Here is a 20,820-nt window from a genome sequence, read left to right as displayed (position 1 = left end):
ACTCTGGCAGGGCTGCATTTCGGCCCTGCCGCTGACAGGGAGCTCTTATGTCCGAAGATATCTTTGACGCCATCATCGTCGGTGCAGGGCTTGCCGGTTCGGTTGCCGCACTGGTGCTCGCCCGCGAAGGGGCGCAAGTGTTAGTTATCGAGCGTGGCAATTCCGCAGGTGCCAAGAACGTCACCGGCGGGCGTCTCTATGCCCACAGTCTGGAACACATTATTCCTGGTTTCGCCGAATCCGCCACCGTAGAACGCCTGATCACCCATGAAAAACTCGCGTTTATGACGGAAAAGTCAGCGATGACTATGGACTACTGCAACGGTGACGAAACCTCACCATCACAGCGTTCTTACTCCGTTTTGCGCAGTAAATTTGATGCCTGGCTGATGGAGCAGGCCGAAGAAGCGGGTGCGCAGTTAATTACCGGGATTCGTGTCGATAACCTCGTACAGCGCGATGGCAAAGTCGTCGGTGTAGAAGCCGATGGCGATGTGATTGAAGCGAAAACGGTGATCCTTGCTGACGGGGTGAATTCCATCCTTGCCGAAAAGCTGGGGATGGCAAAACGCGTCAAACCGACGGATGTGGCGGTTGGCGTGAAGGAACTGATCGAGTTACCGAAGTCGGTTATCGAAGACCGTTTTCAGTTGCAGGGTAATCAGGGGGCGGCTTGCCTGTTTGCGGGATCACCTACTGATGGCCTGATGGGCGGCGGCTTCCTTTATACCAATGAAAATACCCTGTCGCTGGGGCTGGTTTGCGGTCTGCATCATCTACATGACGCAAAAAAATCGGTGCCGCAAATGCTGGAAGATTTCAAACAGCATCCGGCCGTTGCACCGCTGATCGCGGGTGGCAAGCTGGTGGAATATTCCGCTCACGTAGTGCCGGAAGCAGGCATCAACATGTTGCCGGAGCTGGTCGGTGACGGCGTGTTGATTGCCGGTGATGCCGCCGGAATGTGTATGAACCTCGGTTTTACTATTCGCGGTATGGATCTGGCGATTGCCGCCGGGGAAGCTGCTGCAAAAACCGTGCTTTCAGCGATGAAAAGCGACGATTTCAGTAAGCAAAAACTAGCGGAATATCGTCAGTATCTGGAGAGTGGCCCACTGCGCGATATGCGCATGTACCAGAAACTACCGGCGTTCCTTGATAACCCACGCATGTTTAGCGGTTACCCGGAACTGGCGGTGGGCGTGGCGCGTGACCTGTTCACCATTGACGGCAGCGCGCCGGAACTGATGCGCAAGAAAATCCTCCGCCACGGCAAGAAAGTGGGCTTCATCAATCTGATCAAGGATGGCATGAAAGGAGTGACCGTTTTATGACTTCTCCCGTAAATGTGGACGTCAAACTGGGCGTCAATAAATTCAATGTCGATGAAGAGCATCCGCACATTGTTGTAAAGGCCGACGCGGATAAACAGGCGCTGGAGCTGCTGGTGAAAGCGTGCCCCGCAGGTCTGTATAAGAAGCAGGATGATGGAAGTGTGCGCTTCGATTACGCCGGATGTCTGGAGTGCGGCACCTGTCGCATTCTGGGGCTGGGGTCGGCGTTGGAACAGTGGGAATACCCGCGCGGCACCTTTGGTGTGGAGTTTCGTTACGGTTGATGTTGGTTTGATACGTAACGCCGTACTGACTCTCATTGTAAAAAAACAGGAATAACCCATGCAACCGTCCAGAAACTTTGACGATCTCAAATTCTCCTCAATTCACCGCCGCATTTTGCTGTGGGGAAGCGGTGGCCCGTTTCTGGATGGTTATGTACTGGTAATGATTGGCGTGGCGCTGGAGCAACTGACTCCGGCGCTGAAACTGGACGCTGACTGGATTGGCTTGCTGGGCGCGGGAACGCTCGCCGGGCTGTTCGTTGGCACATCGCTGTTTGGCTATATCTCCGATAAAGTCGGACGGCGCAAAATGTTCCTCATCGATATCATCGCCATCGGCGTAATATCGGTAGCAACGATGTTTGTTTCATCCCCCGTCGAACTGCTGGTGATGCGGGTACTCATCGGCATTGTCATCGGTGCGGATTATCCCATCGCGACTTCGATGATCACCGAGTTCTCCAGCACCCGTCAGCGGGCGTTTTCCATCAGCTTTATCGCCGCTATGTGGTATGTCGGCGCGACCTGTGCCGATCTGGTCGGCTACTGGCTTTATGATGTGGAAGGTGGCTGGCGCTGGATGCTGGGTAGCGCGGCGATCCCCTGTTTGTTGATTTTGATTGGTCGATTCGAACTGCCAGAATCTCCCCGCTGGTTATTACGCAAGGGGCGAGTGAAAGAGTGCGAAGAGATGATGATCAAACTGTTTGGTGAGCCGGTGGCTTTCGACGAAGAGCCGCCGCAGCAAGCCCGTTTTCGCGATCTGTTTAATCGCCGCCATTTTCCTTTTGTTCTGTTTGTTGCCGCCATCTGGACCTGCCAGGTGATCCCGATGTTCGCTATTTACACCTTTGGCCCGCAAATCGTTGGTCTGCTGGGATTGGGCGTTGGCAAAAATGCGGCACTGGGGAACGTGGTGATTAGCCTGTTCTTTATGCTCGGCTGTATTCCGCCGATGCTGTGGCTAAACACTGCCGGACGGCGTCCGTTGTTGATTGGCAGCTTTGCCATGATGACGCTGGCGTTGGCGGTTTTGGGGCTGATCCCGGATATGGGGATCTGGCTGGTAGTGATGGCATTTGCGGTGTATGCCTTTTTCTCTGGTGGGCCGGGTAATTTGCAGTGGCTCTATCCTAATGAACTCTTCCCGACGGATATCCGCGCCTCTGCTGTGGGCGTTATTATGTCCTTAAGCCGTATTGGCACCATTGTTTCAACCTGGGCGCTGCCGATCTTTATCAATAATTACGGCATCAGTAACACGATGCTGATGGGAGCAGGTATCTCGCTGTTTGGTTTGTTGATTTCCATTGCGTTTGCGCCAGAGACACGGGGGATGTCGCTGGCCCAGACCAGCAATATGACGATTCGCAGGCAACGAATGGGGTAATTTATTCAGATTTCTGCCTTTTTTGAATCAATATTATTGACTATTAGCTGCGTGAATATGTGACTACACTTTGTGGGAAAACAAAGGCGTAAACACGCGAGTTAACTATGATCCTCATAATTTATGCGCATCCGTATCCGCATCATTCTCATGCGAATAAACGGATGCTTGAACACGCAAGGACGCTGGAAGGCGTCGAAGTTCGCTCTCTTTATCAACTCTATCCTGACTTCAATATCGATATTGCTGCCGAGCAGGAGGCGTTGTCTCGCGCCGACCTGATCGTCTGGCAGCACCCGATGCAGTGGTACAGCATTCCACCGCTCCTCAAACTTTGGATCGATAAAGTTTTCTCGCACGGCTGGGCTTACGGTCACGGCGGCACGGCACTGCATGGTAAACATTTGCTGTGGGCGGTGACGACCGGCGGCGGGGAAAGTCATTTTGAGATTGGCGCGCATCCGGGCTTTGATGTGCTGTCGCAGCCGCTACAGGCGACGGCAATCTACTGCGGGCTGAACTGGCTGCCACCGTTTGCTATGCACTGCACCTTTATTTGTGACGACGAAACCCTCGAAGGGCAGGCGCGTCATTATAAGCAACGTCTGCTGGAATGGCAGGAGGCATATCATGGATAGCCATACGCTGATTCAGGCGCTGATTTATCTCGGTTCGGCGGCGCTGATTGTACCTATTGCGGTGCGTCTTGGGCTTGGCTCGGTTCTTGGCTACCTGATCGCGGGCTGCATTATTGGCCCGTGGGGGTTGCGACTGGTGACCGATGCCGAATCTATCCTCCACTTTGCCGAGATTGGCGTGGTGCTGATGCTGTTTATCATCGGCCTCGAACTTGATCCACAAAGGCTGTGGAAGTTGCGTGCGGCAGTGTTTGGTGGTGGTGCATTACAGATGGTGATTTGCGGCGGCCTGCTGGGGCTGTTCTGCATGTTCCTTGGTCTGCGCTGGCAGGTAGCGGAACTGATCGGCATGACACTGGCGCTCTCATCAACGGCAATTGCCATGCAGGCGATGAATGAACGCAACCTGATGGTGACACAAATGGGCCGTAGCGCCTTTGCGGTGCTGCTGTTCCAGGATATCGCCGCGATCCCGCTGGTAGCGATGATCCCGCTACTGGCGGCGAGCAGTGCCTCGACGACGATGGGCGCATTTGCTCTCTCGGCGTTAAAAGTGGCGGGTGCACTGGTGCTGGTGGTACTGCTGGGGCGCTATGTCACGCGTCCGGCGCTGCGTTTTGTTGCCCGCTCTGGCTTGCGGGAAGTGTTTAGTGCCGTGGCGTTATTCCTCGTGTTTGGCTTTGGTTTGCTGCTGGAAGAGGTCGGCTTGTCGATGGCGATGGGGGCGTTTCTGGCGGGCGTACTGCTGGCAAGCTCGGAATACCGCCATGCGCTGGAAAGCGATATCGAGCCATTTAAAGGTTTGCTGTTGGGGCTGTTTTTCATCGGTGTTGGCATGTCGATAGACTTTGGCACGCTGATTGAAAACCCATTGCGTATTGTCATTTTGCTGCCTGGTTTCCTCATCATCAAAATCGCTATGCTGTGGCTGATTGCCCGACCGTTGCAGGTGCCGAATAAACAGCGTCGCTGGTTTGCGGTGTTATTAGGACAGGGCAGTGAGTTTGCCTTTGTAGTATTTGGTGCGGCGCAGATGGCGAATGTGCTTGAGCCGGAGTGGGCGAAATCGCTGACCCTGGCGGTGGCGCTGTCGATGGCAGCAACGCCGATTCTGCTAGTGATCCTCAATCGCCTTGAGCAATCTTCTACTGAAGAGGCGCGTGAAGCCGATGAGATCGACGAAGAACAGCCGCGGGTAATCATTGCCGGATTCGGTCGTTATGGACAGATTACCGGACGTTTACTGCTCTCCAGCGGGGTGAAAATGGTGGTGCTCGATCATGATCCTGACCATATCGAAACCTTGCGCAAATTTGGCATGAAAGTGTTTTACGGCGATGCCACGCGGATGGATTTACTGGAATCTGCCGGAGCGGCGAAAGCAGAAGTGCTGATTAACGCCATTGACGATCCACAAACCAACCTGCAACTGACGGAGATGGTGAAAGAACATTTCCCGCATCTGCAGATTATTGCCCGCGCCCGTGATGTCGATCACTACATTCGTTTGCGTCAGGCAGGTGTTGAAAAGCCAGAGCGTGAAACCTTTGAAGGGGCACTGAAAACCGGGCGTCTGGCGCTGGAAAGTTTAGGTCTGGGGCCGTATGAAGCGCGGGAGCGTGCAGATGTATTCCGCCGTTTTAATATTCAGATGGTGGAAGAGATGGCAGTAGTTGAGAACGACACCAAAGCCCGCGCAGCGGTCTATAAACGCACCAGTGCGATGTTAAGTGAGATCATTACCGAAGACCGCGAACATCTGTCATTAATTCAACGACATGGCTGGCAGGGCACCGAAGAAGGTAAACATACCGGCAACATGGCGGATGAACCGGAAACGAAACCCTCATCCTAATAAAGAGTGACGTAAATCACACTTTACAGCTAACTGATTGTTTTTGTTTCATTGTAATGCGGCGAGTCCAGGAAGAGAGCGTGGACTCGCCAGCAGAACGTAAAATTTTCCTCAACATCATCCTTGCGCCAGTCGACGAAGGTTTACGCTTTACGTATAGTGGCGACAATTTTTTATATCCAGGATAAATCAATGATTAGTCTGATTGCGGCGTTAGCGGTAGATCGCGTTATCGGCATGGAAAACGCCATGCCGTGGAACCTGCCTGCCGATCTCGCCTGGTTTAAGCGTAACACCTTAAATAAACCCGTGATTATGGGCCGCCATACGTGGGAATCCATCGGTCGTCCGTTACCAGGGCGCAAGAATATTATCCTCAGCAGCCAGCCGGGTACGGATGATCGCGTAACGTGGGTTAAATCGGTGGATGAAGCCATCGCGGCGTGTGGTGACGTACCAGAAATTATGGTGATTGGCGGTGGTCGCGTTTATGAGCAGTTTCTGCCAAAAGCGCAAAAACTGTATCTGACGCATATCGACGCGGAAGTGGAAGGCGACACCCATTTCCCGGATTACGAGCCGGATGACTGGGAATCGGTATTCAGCGAATTCCACGACGCTGATGCGCAGAACTCTCATAGCTATTGCTTTGAGATTCTGGAGCGGCGGTAAGTTTGTATATTAGAATTCCGGCATCACTTATACGTGCAGATATCCGTGTATACTAGACGTATAAATTGTACAGGAGCACGATATCATGACTGCAAAACGTACCACACAAAGTGTGACCGTCACCGTCGACCGTGAGTTAGTCAATCGCGCTCGTGATGCAGGCTTAAATATGAGCGCCACCCTTACGGTTGCGCTCAATGCTGAACTTAAAAAACATGCAGCAACACGTTGGCGTGAAGAGAACGCAGAAGCTATCGCTGCGTTAAATCAATTGGCTGATGAAACCGGATGTTTCTCTGATGAGTACCGGAGCTTCTAGCGATGCAATTTACGGTATACCGCAGTCGCGGCAGGAACGCCGCGTTTCCCTTTGTTATCGATGTTACCAGCGACATTATTGGTGAGATTAATCGCCGTATCGTTATTCCATTAACACCTATTGAACGATTTAGCCATATTCGCCCACCAGAACGGCTTAACCCAATCCTTTTACTGGTAGACGGCAAAGAATATGTGCTCATGACGCATGAGACTGCAACTGTTCCAGTTAACACGCTGGGAACGAAATTTTGCGATGCCAGCGCGCACCGAACTTTGATTAAAGGAGCATTAGATTTTATGCTCGACGGGATTTAAGACGCGACCGCCTCTCCCTCACCCATATCTTTATGCCGGTTCGACGGCTGGACAAAATACTGCTTATCTTCCCAGCGCAGGCAGGTTAATGACCCACCCCAGCAGCAACCAGTATCCAGCGCGTAAATACCTTCCGGCGTACCTTTGCCTTCCAGCGATGCCCAGTGACCAAAGGCGATGCTGTACTCTTCAGCGACGGGGCCAGGAATCGCAAACCACGGTTTCAGTGGGGCAGGGGCTTCTTCCGGCGATTCTTTGCTGTACATATCCAGTTGACCGTTCGGGAAGCAAAAACGCATACGGGTAAAGGCGTTGGTGATAAAACGCAGTCTTCCCAGCCCCCGCAATTCCGGTGACCAGTTATTTGGCATATCGCCGTACATGGCATCAAGGAAGAAGGGGTAGGAGTCGCTCGACAGCACCGCTTCTACATCGCGCGCGCACTCTTTGGCAGTCTGCAGATCCCACTGCGGCGTGATCCCGGCGTGGGCCATCACCAACTTTTTCTCTTCGTCGATTTGCAGCAGAGGCTGGCGACGCAGCCAGTTAAGCAGCTCGTCGGCATCCGGCGCTTCCAGCAGCGGTGTCAGGCGATCTTTCGGTTTATTGCGGCTGATCCCGGCGAATACCGCCAGCAGATGCAGATCGTGATTGCCCAGCACCAGACGTACGCTGTCGCCTAAGGATTTCACATAGCGCAGAACATCCAGCGAACCAGGGCCGCGCGCAACCAGATCGCCTGTCAGCCAGAGGGTATCTTTCCCAGGGGTAAATTCTACTTTATGCAGCAATGCGATCAGTTCATCGTAACAACCATGAACGTCGCCAATTAGGTATGTCGCCATATTCTTTTAATGAATGAGTGTGGGAACGGCGAGTCGGAATACGGGAATGTCGATGCTGAAGGGGACGCCATTTTCATCGATCATTTCGTAGTGACCCTGCATGGTGCCCAGCGGTGTTTCAATGATTGCACCGCTGGTGTACTGGTACTCTTCGCCAGGCGCGATAAGTGGCTGAACGCCAACCACTCCTTCGCCCTGGACTTCGGTTTCACGGCCATTGCCATTGGTGATCAGCCAGTAACGCCCCAACAACTGCACTGGCGCTCGCCCCAGATTGCGTATGGTTACGGTATAAGCAAAAACGTAACGTTCATTATCAGGTGAAGATTGTGCCTCAATGTAGACGCTTTGAACCTGAATACACACTCGGGGCGAATTGATCATCGTTAACTCTCCTGCAAAGGCGCGTTCTCCGCCAGATAGTTCGCCATCTGGCAATATTGCGCGACAGAGATATTTTCCGCTCGCATCGCCGGGTCGATCCCCATTCCTGTTAATACCTCGACGCTAAACAGGTTGCCGAGGCTGTTACGAATGGTTTTACGACGCTGGTTAAAGGCTTCGGTGGTGATGCGGCTCAACACGCGAACATCTTTAACCGGGTAGGGCATCGTTGCATGAGGAACCAGGCGCACGACGGCGGAATCCACTTTGGGTGGTGGTGTAAAGGCTGACGGCGGTACTTCCAGCACCGGGATCACGTTACAATAGTATTGCGCCATGACGCTTAATCGACCATACGCCTTGCTGTTCGGTCCTGCAACCAGACGATTCACCACCTCTTTTTGCAACATAAAGTGCATGTCGGCAATGGCATCAGTATAGCTAAACAGATGGAACATCAACGGCGTGGAGATGTTATAAGGCAGGTTGCCGAAAACACGCAGCGGCTGGCCCATTTTCTCGGCCAGTTCGCCAAAGTTAAAGGTCATCGCATCCTGCTGATAAATAGTCAGTTTCGGGCCTAAGAATGGATGCGTTTGCAGACGTGCCGCCAGATCGCGGTCAAGTTCGATGACCGTCAGCTGGTCCAGACGTTCGCCGACCGGTTCGGTCAATGCCGCCAGACCGGGGCCGATTTCGACCATTGCCTGGCCTTTCTGCGGGTTAATGGCAGAAACAATGCTGTCGATCACGAACTGATCGTTGAGAAAGTTTTGCCCGAAGCGTTTACGGGCTAAGTGGCCCTGGTGGACTCGATTATTCATTGGGTGTTAACAATCATTTTGATGGCGAGATTAAGCGCCGTAATAAAACTGCCGACATCGGCTTTGCCACGTCCCGCCAGTTCAAGTGCGGTGCCGTGGTCCACTGATGTGCGAATAAAGGGCAGGCCCAGCGTAATGTTCACACCGCGCCCGAAGCCCTGGTATTTTAGCACGGGAAGACCCTGATCGTGGTACATCGCCAGCACGGCGTCGGCGTTATCGAGATATTTCGGCTGAAACAGGGTATCGGCAGGCAGCGGCCCTTTAAGTTTCATCCCCTGCACCCGTAACTCGTCGAGCACCGGAATGATAGTGTCTATCTCTTCCGTACCCATATGACCGCCTTCGCCCGCGTGCGGATTTAGCCCGCAGACCAGAATGCGCGGTTCGGCAATACCAAATTTGGTCCGCAAATCGTGATGCAAAATAGCAATGACTTCGTGCAAAAGCGCAGGGGTGATGGCGTCAGCAATATCGCGCAGCGGTAAATGCGTCGTTGCCAGCGCCACGCGAAGTTCTTCGGTCGCCAGCATCATCACCACTTTTTTCACCTGCGAACGCTCTTCGAAAAACTCGGTATGACCGGTAAACGGAATGCCTGCGTCGTTAATGACGCCTTTATGCACGGGGCCTGTGATCAGTGCAGCAAATTCACCGTGCAGACAGCCATCACACGCTCGCGCCAGCGTTTCCACCACATAATGTCCATTTTCAACCGCTAACTGCCCCGCAGTGACAGATTCACGTAGCGCGACAGGAAGTAGCGTTAATGTGCCCGCAGTTTGCGGTTGTGCAGGGGAGTTGGGGGTATAAGGGCGGAGGGTGAGCGGCAAACCGAGCATCGCTGCCCGGTCGGTAAGGAGAGTGGCATCGGCACAAACAACCAGTTCGACCGGCCACTCACGCTGTGCAAGCTGGACAACTAAGTCCGGGCCAATCCCGGCGGGCTCGCCGGGAGTGATCACAACACGTTGGGTTTTAACCATTAGTTGCTCAGGATTTTAACGTAGGCGCTGGCGCGTTGTTCCTGCATCCAGCTTGCTGCTTCTTCCGAGAACTTACGGTTCATCAGCATGCGGTACGCACGATCTTTCTGCGCAGCGTCGGTTTTATCGACATTACGGGTATCCAGCAGCTCGATCAAATGCCAGCCAAAGGAGGAGTGAACCGGTGCACTCATTTGGCCTTTGTTCAGGCGGGTGAGTGCGTCACGGAACGCCGGATCAAAAATGTCTGCTGTTGCCCAACCGAGATCGCCGCCCTGGTTAGCAGAACCTGGATCCTGGGAGAACTCTTTCGCTGCGGCAGCAAAAGTCGTTTTACCACTTTTGATATCAGCAGCGATTTGCTCCAGTTTCACGCGGGCTTGTTCGTCGGTCATAATCGGCGATGGTTTCAGCAGAATATGGCGAGCATGAACTTCGGTAACCGAGATATTATGGCTACCACCACGCAGATCGTTGACTTTCAGAATATGGAAGCCAACACCGGAACGAATTGGGCCAACAACATCGCCTTTCTTCGCGGTACTTAACGCCTGGGCAAAGATACCCGGCAGTTCCTGAATGCGTCCCCAGCCCATCTGACCGCCTTTCAGGGCTTGTTGATCAGCAGAGTAGGAGACTGCCAGTTTGCCAAAATCAGCGCCGTTACGGGCTTGATCGACAATGGCACGCGCCTGGCTTTCTGCTTCGTTCACCTGATCAGAGGTCGGGTTTTCCGGCAGCGGGATCAGAATGTGGCTCAGATTCAGCTCAGTGCTGGCATCGTTTTGATTCCCGACCTGCTGCGCGAGAGATTCCACTTCCTGCGGCAGGATAGAGATACGACGACGAACTTCATTGTTGCGCACTTCAGAGATAATCATCTCTTTGCGGATCTGATTACGATAGGTGTTGTAGTTCAGCCCATCGTAAGCCAGACGGCTACGCATCTGATCCAGCGTCATGTTGTTTTGTTTAGCGATGTTAGCAATCGCCTGATCCAGCTGCTCATCGGAGATTTTCACCCCCATTTTCTGGCCCATTTGCAGCAGGATCTGATCCATGATCAACCGTTCCAGGATCTGATGACGCAGCGTAGCATCATCAGGAAGTTGTTGCCCCGCTTGTGCGGCATTCAGTTTTACTGACTGCAATAAACCATTAACGTCGCTTTCCAGCACGACGCCGTTATTGACGACGGCTGCGACTTTATCGACTACCTGGGGGGCAGCGAAACTGGTATTCGCGATCATGGCGATACCGAGAAGCAGCGTTTTCCAGTTCTTCATACTTTTTCCATTTCAATTAGCCGCAATGCGGATTACGTTGTAACTCAATCAAATCACAAAGAGTTTTGATACGGCAGAATGTTCGAACGCAACATCTCTTGCGTGCCGAGGCCATAGTTAGAGCTCAGGCCACGAAGTTCGATGTTAAAGCCGATTACGTCGTCATAAACTGCATGTTGTTTATCATTATCCCAGCCGTTCAGCTTACGCTCGTAACCGACACGAATCGCATAACAGCAGGAACTGTACTGCACGCCTAACATGGAGTCGGCTGGTTTGTTCACATTGGTGTCGAAGTAGTAAGCCCCGACAATCGACCAGCGATCAGCAAATGGCCAACTGGCTACGCCACCTACCTGCGAAATCCCCTTATTATATTGTTCAGAGGTGGAATAACGTGGCAATGTCGCCTGAATATATTCCGGGCTGGCATAGCGGTAATTTAGCTGTACCAGACGGTCTTGATCCCGACGGTACTCAATGCTGGCATTACTGGTCGCGACGTTATCCAGACGAGTGTCGTACTGCACACCACCCCGTACACCCCAACGCTCGGATATTCGCCAGTAAGTATCACCAGCCCACACCAGTGAACCTTTATCGTCGTCTTTCTCCCATTTTATGTGGTCATCGCCAGTGCGAGACTCGCTGAAATAGTAGATTTGACCAACAGAAACGTTAAAACGTTCAACGGCATTTTCATCATATATACGAGATGTGACACCGGTCGTAACCTGGTTTGCTGATGCGATGCGGTCCAGACCACCATAAGTACGGTCGCGGAACAGGCCGCTATAGTCAAACTGCAACAGAGAAGAGTCGAAATTGTAGATGTCGCTCTGATCGCGATAGGGTACGTACAGATACTGCGCGCGTGGTTCCAGTGTCTGGGTAAAGCCAGGCGCCAGCAGATTCATGTCACGCTCAAAGACCATTTTGCCATCAACTTTAAATTGCGGCATTACACGGTTAACAGAATCAGCCAGCTTGTTTGTATTTCTGGCGTTATACCAGTCAAGATTGGTCTGCTGATAGTGTGTCGCCAGCAGTTTGGCTTCGGTATTTAAACTGCCCCAGTTGTTCGACAACGGGAGATTGATCGTCGGTTCAAGGTGCAGACGTGTGGCTTCTGGCATATTGCTATTGGTATTTAGAAAATGCACTGCCTGACCATAGATACGGGTATCAAACGGACCGAGATCGTTATGGTAGTAGTTGACGTCTAACTGCGGCTCAGCGGCGTAACTGTTACCACTGTTATCGTCAAAGACCTGAAACTGTTTGGTCGAAAGTGTGGCGTCAAAGTTCTGTACTGCGTAACCGACGCTGAATTTTTGCGTAGCGTAGCCGTCGGTACTGGAACCGTACTTATTATCAAAGTCGTTGAAATAACTTGGATCACTAACTTTGGTGTAGTCAATATTGAAGCGCCACACCTGATCCATTACACCAGAGTGTTGCCAGTAAAATAACCAACGACGTGAGTTATCATCGTTCGGGTGTTCATCTTCATAGACTTTATCTGAAGGCAGATAGTCCAGTTCCATCAAGCCTGCGCCCGCCTGGGAGAGGTAGCGGAACTCGTTCTCCCACATAATGTTGCCACGACGATGCATATAATGCGGCGTGATGGTGGCATCCATATTTGGCGCGATGTTCCAGTAATATGGCAGGTAGAACTCAAAGTAGTTCTTGGTCGTGTACTTGGCGTTTGGGATCAAGAAACCGGAGCGGCGTTTGTCACCCACCGGTAACTGCAAATAGGGGCTGTAGAAGATTGGCACCGGGCCAACTTTAAAACGGGCGTTCCAGATTTCGGCTACTTGCTCTTCGCGGTCATGGATAATTTCGCTCCCCACCACGCTCCAGGTATCGGCCCCCGGTAAGCAGGAGGTAAAGCTGCCGTTATCCAGAATGGTATAACGGTTTTCGCCTCGTTGTTTCATCAGGTCCGCTTTACCGCGCCCCTGACGACCCACCATCTGGTAATCCCCTTCCCAGACGTTAGTATCTTTGGTGTTCAGATTCGCCCATCCCTTTGGCCCTTTCAGAATGACCTGGTTGTCGTCGTAATGGACATTACCGAGCGCATCAACAGTACGAATCGGTTCTGGCTCGCCAGGTGCTTCTTTTTGATGAAGTTGCACTTCATCGGCCTGCAGTCGACTGTTCCCTTGCATGATATCTACATTGCCGGAAAACACTGCGTCATCAGGATAATTCCCTTTGGCGTCGTCAGCATTAATCGTCACGGGCAGTTCGTTCGTGTCGCCCTTCACCAGAGGACGGTCATAGCTCGGCACGCCCAACATACACTGTGAGGCGAGATCGGCTGCCAGGCCCTGTTGACTGTAAAGGGCGGTGGCAATCATGGTGGCCAGGAGGGTGGGGATACGTTTTTTCATACGTTGAATTTTATTGTTCCATCATCGGTAACGTTGCGCGCGGCAAACGGTCAGAGACTAACGTACTCATCATCTCTACGCTAGTGTTAATCCTGCCCGAATAGTGTCTGTGATGTTAGGCACGGCATAGAATGACAGGTATGATAATGCAAATTATAGGCGATGTCTCACAATAGACCGCAGCCCGAAATGGGTAAAAGCGCCTTAAATTGTGAGAGATAGCCCTGATATCCGAGTGTCGATTTGGGGAATATATGCAGTATTGGGGAAAAATCATTGGCGTGGCCGTGGCCTTAATGATGGGCGGTGGTTTTTGGGGCGTTGTATTAGGGCTGTTGATTGGCCATATGTTTGATAAAGCCCGCAGCCGTAAAATGGCGTGGTTCGCCAATCAGCGTGAGCGTCAGGCGCTGTTTTTTGCCACCACTTTTGAGGTGATGGGGCATTTAACCAAATCTAAAGGTCGCGTTACTGAGGCTGATATTCATATTGCCAGCCGTTTGATGGATCGAATGAATCTGCATGGCGCTTCCCGTACTGCGGCGCAAAATGCATTCCGGGTGGGAAAATCAGATAATTACCCACTGCGTGAAAAGATGCGCCAGTTTCGCAGTGTCTGCTTTGGTCGTTTTGACTTAATTCGTATGTTTCTGGAGATCCAGATTCAGGCGGCGTTTGCTGATGGTTCGCTGCATCCAAATGAGCGGGCGGTACTGTATGTCATTGCTGAAGAATTAGGGATCTCCCGCGCTCAGTTTGACCAGTTCCTGCGCATGATGCAGGGCGGTGCACAGTTTGGCGGCGGTTATCAGCAGCAATCTGGCGGTGGTAACTGGCAGCAAGCGCAGCGAGGCCCGACGCTGGAAGATGCCTGTAATGTGCTGGGTGTGAAGCCGACGGATGATGCGACCACCATTAAACGTGCCTACCGTAAGCTGATGAGTGAACACCATCCGGATAAGCTGGTGGCGAAAGGTTTGCCGCCTGAGATGATGGAGATGGCGAAGCAGAAAGCGCAGGAAATTCAGCAGGCCTATGAGCTGATAAAGCAGCAGAAAGGGTTTAAATAAGTTTCAGGGCGAGTAAGAAGAGAAGGCCTTAACGCCTTCTCCTGCCTACCTAATCGCGCTACCGAGACTATTAAAAATCCGCGGGCGCCTTAAACGTCATACTATTGCCATATGCCGGATGGGTAATCGTCAACATCTCTGCATGTAGCAGTAAACGTGGTGCCATTGCCCTGGCTTCTGGTGATGCATAAAAACGATCGCCGAGAATCGGATGGCCCAGCGCCAGCATATGCACACGCAGCTGATGCGAACGCCCGGTAATCGGTTTTAACACCACTCTTGCTGTGTTATCCGCAGCATACTCCACCACTTCATATTCCGTCTGCGCAGGTTTACCCGTTTCGTAACAGACTTTCTGTTTCGGGCGGTTTGGCCAGTCGCAAATCAGCGGCAGATCTACCAGACCTTCCGCAGGGGATGGATGTCCCCAGACGCGGGCCACATACTGCTTTTTCGGCTCGCGCTCGCGGAACTGGCGTTTTAATTCCCGCTCCGCGGCTTTGGTCAGCGCCACTACAATCACGCCGCTGGTAGCCATATCCAGACGATGCACCGATTCCGCCTGCGGATAATCACGCTGAATGCGCGTCATCACGCTGTCTTTGTGCTCTTCCAGACGCCCCGGCACCGATAACAAGCCGCTCGGCTTGTTGACCACCATAATGTGGTCATCCTGATACAGGATAACCAGCCAGGGTTCCTGCGGCGGATTGTAGTTTTCCATCCCCATTTTCGGCTCCGTTACTGATGCGTCACAACGATCAAACGCAGGGCATCCAGACGCCAGCCTGCCTGATCCAGGCTTTCCATTACCTGCTGACGGTTGCTCTCAATGGCGGTCAGTTCATCGTCACGAATGTTCGGGTTCACTGCGCGCAGAGCTTCCAGACGAGACAGCTCGGCAGACAGTTTTTCGTCGGCTTCGTTACGTGCTGCATCAATCAATGCACGGGCAGATTTCTCGATCTGCGCTTCACCCAACTGAAGGATAGCGTGAACATCCTGCTGCACGGCATTAACCAGCTTGCTGCCAGTGTGGCGGTTAACCGCGTTAAGCTGACGGTTAAAGGTTTCAAACTCCACCTGCGCCGCCAGGTTGTTGCCATTTTTATCCAGCAGCATACGTACCGGCGTCGGCGGCAGGAAGCGGTTGAGCTGCAACTGCTTCGGTGCCTGCGCTTCAACCACGTAAATCAATTCCACCAACAGCGTACCTACCGGCAACGCTTTGTTTTTCAACAGTGAAATCGTGCTGCTACCGGTATCGCCAGAGAGGATCAGATCCAGGCCGTTGCGGATCAGTGGATGCTCCCAGGTAATAAACTGCGCATCTTCACGCGCCAGCGCCACTTCACGGTCGAAGGTGATGGTGATGCCATCTTCCGACAGGCCCGGGAAGTCCGGCACCAGCATATGATCGGACGGCGTCAGCACGATCATGTTGTCGCCGCGATCGTCCTGATTGATACCGATAATATCGAACAGGTTCATGGCGAAGGCGATCAGGTTGGTATCGTCATCCTGCTCTTCAATGCTTTCAGCTAATGCCTGCGCTTTTTCGCCACCGTTGGAATGGATCTCCAGCAGGCGGTCACGACCCTGTTCCAGCTGTGCCTTCAACGCCTCGTGCTGCTCGCGGCAGTTTTTGATCAGATCGTCAAAGCCTTCGGTTTGATCCGGTGAGGCCAGGTAGTTAATAAGATCGTTATACACGCTATCGTAGATAGTGCGTCCGGTCGGGCAGGTGTGCTCGAATGCATCCAGACCTTCGTGATACCAGCGTACCAGTACCGACTGAGCGGTTTTCTCCAGATAAGGCACATGGATCTGAATATCGTGCGCCTGGCCGATACGATCCAGACGACCAATACGCTGCTCCAGCAGATCCGGGTTGAATGGCAGGTCAAACATCACCATGTGGCTGGCGAACTGGAAGTTACGCCCTTCAGAACCAATTTCCGAACACAGCAGCACCTGCGCGCCGGTGTCTTCTTCGGCAAACCATGCCGCAGCGCGGTCACGCTCAATAATCGACATGCCTTCGTGGAACACCGCAGCGCGGATACCTTCACGCTCGCGCAGTACCTGCTCCAGTTGCAGCGCGGTAGCGGCTTTAGCGCAGATCACCAGCACTTTCTGTGAGCGATGGCTGGTCAGGTAGCCCATCAGCCACTCAACGCGCGGGTCGAAGTTCCACCAGGTGGCGTTATCGCCTTCAAATTCTTGATAAATACGCTCCGGGTAGAGCATATCGCGAGCGCGGTCTTCGGCACTTTTACGTGCGCCCATAATGCCGGACACTTTAATCGCCGTCTGATACTGCGTCGGCAGCGGCAGTTTAATAGTGTGTAGCTCGCGTTTCGGGAAGCCTTTAACGCCGTTACGGGTGTTACGGAACAGCACGCGGCTGGTGCCGTGGCGATCCATCAGCATGGAAACCAGTTCCTGACGGGCGCTCTGGGCATCTTCGCTGTCGCTGTTTGCCGCCTGCAGTAACGGCTCAATATCCTGCTCGCCGATCATCTCACCGAGCATGTTCAGTTCGTCATTGCTGAGTTTGTTACCTGCCAGCAGCATGGCAACGGCATCTGCTACTGGACGATAATTTTTCTGCTCTTCAACGAACTGCGCGAAATCGTGGAAACGGTTCGGGTCCAGCAGGCGCAGACGGGCGAAGTGGCTTTCCATCCCCAGTTGTTCCGGGGTCGCAGTCAGCAGCAGAACGCCGGGCACATGCTCTGCCAGTTGTTCAATGGCCTGATATTCACGGCTCGGCGCATCTTCGCTCCACACCAGGTGATGCGCTTCATCGACCACCAGCAGGTCCCATTCGGCTTCACAGAGATGTTCCAGACGCTGTTTGCTACGACGGGCAAAATCCAGCGAACAAATCACCAGCTGTTCGGTGTCGAACGGGTTGTAGGCATCGTGCTGGGCTTCGGCGTAACGCTCGTCATCAAACAGGGCAAAACGCAGATTGAAGCGGCGCAGCATTTCTACCAGCCACTGATGCTGTAAGGTTTCCGGGACGATAATCAGTACACGTTCAGCAGCGCCAGAGAGCAGTTGCTGATGCAGGATCATCCCGGCTTCAATGGTTTTCCCTAAACCCACTTCGTCAGCCAGCAGGACGCGCGGCGCATGGCGGCGACCAACATCATGAGCGATGTTGAGCTGATGTGGGATCAGACTGGTACGCTGACCGCGCAGGCCGCTGTACGGCATACGGAACTGTTCGCTGGAATATTTACGTGCGCGATAACGCAGCGCAAAGCGGTCCATACGGTCAATCTGCCCGGCAAACAGACGGTCCTGCGGTTTGCTGAACACCAGTTTGCTATCAAGGAAAACTTCACGCAGGGCTACGCCGGACTCTTCAGTATCCAGGCGAGTACCGATATAGGTCAGCAAGCCATTTTCTTCTTTTACTTCTTCGACTTGCATCTGCCAACCGTCGTGGCTGGTAATGGTATCACCAGGGTTGAACATCACGCGGGTCACGGGGGAATCACTGCGTGCGTACAGACGGTTTTCACCAGTAGATGGGAAAAGTAAAGTGACAGTTCGCGCATCCACCGCGACAACGGTTCCAAGTCCCAATTCGCTTTCTGTATCGCTGATCCAGCGTTGACCAAGTGTAAAAGGCATATGTGTTCGGCTCTATATCTTTAATTGCAGGCAATAACTACCCGCTACCTTGCTTATGAGGTAGTGGCGTTATTCAGGTCCAGGAATGGAAAGGGCGCTATGGTACTGGATGGCAAAGCATTCGTCACGCATCAAAATGGTATCTGGCGAACTCTTTTTTTGCTCAAAATAGCCCAAGTTGCCCGGTCATAAGTGTAGCAAAATTATCCTCAATAAAAGGGAGTATTCCCTCCGCCACCGGTTGCAGCTGGCGGGTCAGATAGTGTTCGTAATCCAGTGGTGAACGTTGGTAGTCCAGCGGCTCCGGGCCGTTGGTGGTCCATACATACTTAATGGTGCCGCGGTTCTGATATTGCAAGGGGCGACCACGCTTTTGGTTTTCTTCATCGGCAAGGCGTGCGGCGCGTACATGAGGCGGCACATTACGCTGATATTCGCTCAGTGGACGGCGAAGGCGTTTACGGTAAACCAGCCGTGCATCCAGTTCGCCTGCCATCAGTTTGTCGATGGTTTCGCGAACGTATTCCTGATATGGCTCGTTGCGGAAGATACGTAGATATAGCTCCTGCTGAAACTGCTGGGCCAGCGGTGTCCAGTCGGTGCGTACGGTTTCCAGCCCTTTAAACACCATCCGTTGTTTATCGCCTTCCTGAATCAGCCCGGCATAGCGCTTTTTGCTGCCCGTATCGGCTCCACGAATGGTTGGCATCAGAAAACGGCAGAAATGGGTTTCATACTCCAATTCCAGTGCGCTAGTCAGCCGTTGCTGTTGCAACGTTTCTGCCCACCAGGCGTTAACGTGCTGCACCAGTGCACGACCGATTTTCGCCGCTTCTTCTTCCGAATGTGCGCCTTTCAGCCAGACAAACGTTGAGTCGGTATCGCCGTAGATCACGTCGTAGCCCTGCGCTTCAATCAACGCTTTGGTTTGCCGCATGATCTGATGACCTCGCATGGTGATCGACGATGCCAGGCGCGGATCGAAGAAGCGACAGGCGGTAGTACCGAGCACGCCATAAAAGGCATTCATGATGATCTTCAGCGCCTGTGACAGCGGTTTATTGCCCTGGCGTTTGGCTTCATCGCGCCCGTGCCAGATGTTAGTCACAATCTCCGGCAGGCAATGTTTCTCCCGCGAGAACCAGGCATCGAGAAAACCTTCGGTGCTGTGCTCTGGATCAGGTTGCGCCATGCCTTCAACCAGCCCGACGGGATCAATCAGATAGGTGCGGATGATCGAGGGGTACAGGCTTTTGTAGTCCAGCACCAGTACCGAATCATAAAGCCCAGGCCGCGAATCCATCACATAGCCGCCAGGGCTGGCGTGCGGCGGCACTTCGCCGAGATTAGGCGCGACATAACCAGCGCGATGCATTCGCGGAAAATAGAGATGACCAAACGCTGCCACCGACCCCCCGTGCCGATCTACCGGCAGGCCGTTAACCGTTGCTCGTTCGAGTAAAAACGGCATGATTTCAGTTTTGTGGAAGATCTGCGTCACCAGCTCGCAATCTTTCAGGTTATAAGTCGCCAGCGCAGGTTTATCTTTGGCGAAACGGCGGTCAATTTCGTCCATTCGATCCCACGGGTTATCGATAGATTTTCCTTCGCCTAATAGCTCCTGAGCGACAGTTTCCAGCGAGAATGAAGAGAAATTCCAGAACGCGGATTTCAGCGCCTCGATACCGTCGATAATTAGCCGCCCTTTGGCCTGGGCAAAAAAGATGCCGTTTTTAAAGCCGTGCTCGCGCCACTCCAGCTCACTGTTATCGCGCCCCAGCCGCAGTGGAATACGATAACGCTCGGCATGTTTTTGCAGCATTCGTAGATCGAATTGCACCACGTTCCAACCGATGATCACATCAGGATCGTAGTTGGCAAACCAGGCGTTAAGTTTTTCCAGTAGCTGCGGGCGACTGGCGACGTATTCCAGTTCAAAATCGAGCGCGGAGGCGTCGCCATTCTCTGGCCCCAGCATATAAACGATGCGCTGCCCGCAACCTTCCAGGCCGATGCAGTACAGCTCACCGTGACGAGTGGTTTCAATATCAATAGAAACCCACCTGAGCGGCGGACGATAGTCGGGATGCGGTTTCAGACGGGCATTAACGATAGCGCCATTGCGCATATCACCCTCGACCCACACCGGAGAGGTGATAAACCGCTCCATCAGATAGCGTTCTGGCGGGCGCACATCGGCCTCGTAGACGGTAACGCCACCTTCACGCAGGCGCTTTTCGTAATTCATTAACTGGCGATGGGCGCGACAGTAAAGGCCATACACCGGCTGGCGATGAAAATCCTTTAACGCCAGCGGCGTCAGGCGAAAGCCTTGTTCACCCTGCAAAATATGCTGGGCGCGGGGAACCTGATCGGCGGGAATAAACGCCACGGACTCTTGCGGTGCAAGCATAACCTGTAACGGCCCGTTGTCCGTCGCTAACCAGAAAGAGACCTCTGTCCCTTGCGGGGTGTCCCGCCAGTGTCGGGTTAAGATAAAACCTGCCTGCGCCACGCTGAAATTCCATCAAAAAACCAGGCTTGATTATAGCCTGGTTTCGTT

General features: G+C 53.0%; 18 protein-coding genes. 9 read left to right on the top strand and 9 right to left on the bottom strand.

Annotated elements, in window-relative coordinates:
* Window positions 1-47: 47 nt before the first annotated feature.
* The 8 genes from K0335_RS10895 to K0335_RS10860 all read left to right on the top strand — a co-directional run bounded on the left by K0335_RS10895 (window position 48) and on the right by K0335_RS10860 (window position 6,809).
* The gene (locus K0335_RS10895; RefSeq protein WP_219393820.1) at window positions 48-1,334 is read left to right on the top strand and encodes an FAD-dependent oxidoreductase; all 1,287 of its coding nucleotides are present in this window, start codon (window positions 48-50) and stop codon (window positions 1,332-1,334) included.
* Window positions 1,331-1,618: a ferredoxin-like protein FixX gene (gene fixX, locus K0335_RS10890; RefSeq protein ID WP_000203741.1), complete on the top strand. Its 288-nt coding sequence runs from the start codon at window positions 1,331-1,333 to the stop codon at window positions 1,616-1,618. Before K0335_RS10895 ends, fixX begins: the two co-directional genes overlap by 4 nt.
* Window positions 1,619-1,676: 58 nt before the next feature.
* The gene (locus K0335_RS10885; protein ID WP_104919955.1) at window positions 1,677-3,008 is read left to right on the top strand and encodes an MFS transporter; all 1,332 of its coding nucleotides are present in this window, start codon (window positions 1,677-1,679) and stop codon (window positions 3,006-3,008) included.
* 107 nt (window positions 3,009-3,115) lie between these two features.
* Window positions 3,116-3,646, top strand: coding sequence for a glutathione-regulated potassium-efflux system oxidoreductase KefF (gene kefF, locus K0335_RS10880; RefSeq protein ID WP_000600701.1), 531 nt, complete (start codon window positions 3,116-3,118; stop codon window positions 3,644-3,646).
* A complete protein-coding gene (gene kefC / locus K0335_RS10875; protein ID WP_104919956.1) occupies window positions 3,639-5,501 on the top strand; it encodes a glutathione-regulated potassium-efflux system protein KefC in 1,863 nt (620 codons plus the stop codon). The genes kefF and kefC overlap by 8 nt, the downstream gene beginning before the upstream one ends.
* Before the next feature lie 192 nt (window positions 5,502-5,693).
* A complete protein-coding gene (gene folA / locus K0335_RS10870) occupies window positions 5,694-6,173 on the top strand; it encodes a type 3 dihydrofolate reductase (protein ID WP_000624375.1) in 480 nt (159 codons plus the stop codon).
* An 85-nt stretch (window positions 6,174-6,258) separates the two neighbouring features.
* Entirely contained in the window at window positions 6,259-6,492 is a 234-nt protein-coding gene (locus K0335_RS10865) for a type II toxin-antitoxin system CcdA family antitoxin (protein WP_000125566.1), read from the top strand.
* A 2-nt stretch (window positions 6,493-6,494) separates the two neighbouring features.
* Entirely contained in the window at window positions 6,495-6,809 is a 315-nt protein-coding gene (locus tag K0335_RS10860) for a CcdB family protein (protein WP_001160963.1), read from the top strand.
* Here K0335_RS10860 and apaH read toward each other — a convergent pair.
* From apaH to lptD, 6 genes are read right to left on the bottom strand one after another with little or no spacing between them, the layout of a single operon-like run.
* On the bottom strand, window positions 6,806-7,654 hold the full coding sequence (gene apaH / locus K0335_RS10855) for a bis(5'-nucleosyl)-tetraphosphatase (symmetrical) ApaH (protein WP_000257189.1): 849 nt from the start codon (window positions 7,652-7,654) through the stop codon (window positions 6,806-6,808). The two genes, K0335_RS10860 and apaH, sit on opposite strands and share 4 nt — an antisense overlap.
* Window positions 7,655-7,660: 6 nt before the next feature.
* On the bottom strand, window positions 7,661-8,038 hold the full coding sequence (gene apaG, locus K0335_RS10850) for a Co2+/Mg2+ efflux protein ApaG (RefSeq protein ID WP_000610901.1): 378 nt from the start codon (window positions 8,036-8,038) through the stop codon (window positions 7,661-7,663).
* A 2-nt stretch (window positions 8,039-8,040) separates the two neighbouring features.
* Window positions 8,041-8,862, bottom strand: coding sequence for a 16S rRNA (adenine(1518)-N(6)/adenine(1519)-N(6))-dimethyltransferase RsmA (gene rsmA, locus K0335_RS10845; RefSeq protein WP_001065388.1), 822 nt, complete (start codon window positions 8,860-8,862; stop codon window positions 8,041-8,043).
* Window positions 8,859-9,848, bottom strand: a complete 990-nt coding sequence (gene pdxA, locus K0335_RS10840; RefSeq protein ID WP_104918215.1) for a 4-hydroxythreonine-4-phosphate dehydrogenase PdxA — start codon at window positions 9,846-9,848, stop codon at window positions 8,859-8,861. Before pdxA ends, rsmA begins: the two co-directional genes overlap by 4 nt.
* The gene (gene surA, locus K0335_RS10835; RefSeq protein ID WP_219393819.1) at window positions 9,848-11,134 is read right to left on the bottom strand and encodes a peptidylprolyl isomerase SurA; all 1,287 of its coding nucleotides are present in this window, start codon (window positions 11,132-11,134) and stop codon (window positions 9,848-9,850) included. Before surA ends, pdxA begins: the two co-directional genes overlap by 1 nt.
* Before the next feature lie 53 nt (window positions 11,135-11,187).
* Window positions 11,188-13,539 carry an LPS assembly protein LptD gene (gene lptD, locus K0335_RS10830; RefSeq protein WP_104919958.1) on the bottom strand — a complete coding sequence of 784 codons (2,352 nt, stop codon included), beginning with the start codon at window positions 13,537-13,539 and terminating at the stop codon, window positions 11,188-11,190.
* A gap of 254 nt (window positions 13,540-13,793) precedes the next feature.
* Here lptD and djlA point away from each other — a divergent pair, with 254 nt between their 5' ends.
* Complete coding sequence (gene djlA / locus K0335_RS10825) at window positions 13,794-14,609, top strand: co-chaperone DjlA (protein ID WP_001200589.1); 816 nt, start codon at window positions 13,794-13,796, stop codon at window positions 14,607-14,609.
* Between the two features lie 70 nt (window positions 14,610-14,679).
* Here djlA and rluA read toward each other — a convergent pair whose 3' ends face one another.
* The 3 genes from rluA to polB all read right to left on the bottom strand — a co-directional run bounded on the left by rluA (window position 14,680) and on the right by polB (window position 20,772).
* Window positions 14,680-15,339, bottom strand: coding sequence for a bifunctional tRNA pseudouridine(32) synthase/23S rRNA pseudouridine(746) synthase RluA (gene rluA / locus K0335_RS10820; protein WP_000525176.1), 660 nt, complete (start codon window positions 15,337-15,339; stop codon window positions 14,680-14,682).
* A gap of 11 nt (window positions 15,340-15,350) precedes the next feature.
* Window positions 15,351-18,257, bottom strand: coding sequence for an RNA polymerase-associated protein RapA (gene rapA, locus K0335_RS10815; protein WP_001117011.1), 2,907 nt, complete (start codon window positions 18,255-18,257; stop codon window positions 15,351-15,353).
* 163 nt (window positions 18,258-18,420) lie between these two features.
* Window positions 18,421-20,772, bottom strand: a complete 2,352-nt coding sequence (gene polB / locus K0335_RS10810) for a DNA polymerase II (RefSeq protein ID WP_104919959.1) — start codon at window positions 20,770-20,772, stop codon at window positions 18,421-18,423.
* Between the last annotated feature and the right edge of the window lie 48 nt (window positions 20,773-20,820).

This window comes from Escherichia sp. GZ89 (assembly GCF_019366485.1).
In the GTDB taxonomy this organism is placed as follows: domain Bacteria; phylum Pseudomonadota; class Gammaproteobacteria; order Enterobacterales; family Enterobacteriaceae; genus Escherichia; species Escherichia fergusonii.
This window is presented reverse-complemented; position numbering and strand designations above follow the sequence as displayed.

Coding starts and splice junctions, on each gene's coding strand:
- K0335_RS10895 (WP_219393820.1), top strand. CDS start 48: ATGTCCGAAGATATCTTTGACGCCATCATCGTCGGTGCAGGGCTTGCC.
- fixX (WP_000203741.1), top strand. CDS start 1,331: ATGACTTCTCCCGTAAATGTGGACGTCAAACTGGGCGTCAATAAATTC.
- K0335_RS10885 (WP_104919955.1), top strand. CDS start 1,677: ATGCAACCGTCCAGAAACTTTGACGATCTCAAATTCTCCTCAATTCAC.
- kefF (WP_000600701.1), top strand. CDS start 3,116: ATGATCCTCATAATTTATGCGCATCCGTATCCGCATCATTCTCATGCG.
- kefC (WP_104919956.1), top strand. CDS start 3,639: ATGGATAGCCATACGCTGATTCAGGCGCTGATTTATCTCGGTTCGGCG.
- folA (WP_000624375.1), top strand. CDS start 5,694: ATGATTAGTCTGATTGCGGCGTTAGCGGTAGATCGCGTTATCGGCATG.
- K0335_RS10865 (WP_000125566.1), top strand. CDS start 6,259: ATGACTGCAAAACGTACCACACAAAGTGTGACCGTCACCGTCGACCGT.
- K0335_RS10860 (WP_001160963.1), top strand. CDS start 6,495: ATGCAATTTACGGTATACCGCAGTCGCGGCAGGAACGCCGCGTTTCCC.
- apaH (WP_000257189.1), bottom strand. CDS start 7,654: ATGGCGACATACCTAATTGGCGACGTTCATGGTTGTTACGATGAACTG.
- apaG (WP_000610901.1), bottom strand. CDS start 8,038: ATGATCAATTCGCCCCGAGTGTGTATTCAGGTTCAAAGCGTCTACATT.
- rsmA (WP_001065388.1), bottom strand. CDS start 8,862: ATGAATAATCGAGTCCACCAGGGCCACTTAGCCCGTAAACGCTTCGGG.
- pdxA (WP_104918215.1), bottom strand. CDS start 9,848: ATGGTTAAAACCCAACGTGTTGTGATCACTCCCGGCGAGCCCGCCGGG.
- surA (WP_219393819.1), bottom strand. CDS start 11,134: ATGAAGAACTGGAAAACGCTGCTTCTCGGTATCGCCATGATCGCGAAT.
- lptD (WP_104919958.1), bottom strand. CDS start 13,539: ATGAAAAAACGTATCCCCACCCTCCTGGCCACCATGATTGCCACCGCC.
- djlA (WP_001200589.1), top strand. CDS start 13,794: ATGCAGTATTGGGGAAAAATCATTGGCGTGGCCGTGGCCTTAATGATG.
- rluA (WP_000525176.1), bottom strand. CDS start 15,339: ATGGGGATGGAAAACTACAATCCGCCGCAGGAACCCTGGCTGGTTATC.
- rapA (WP_001117011.1), bottom strand. CDS start 18,257: ATGCCTTTTACACTTGGTCAACGCTGGATCAGCGATACAGAAAGCGAA.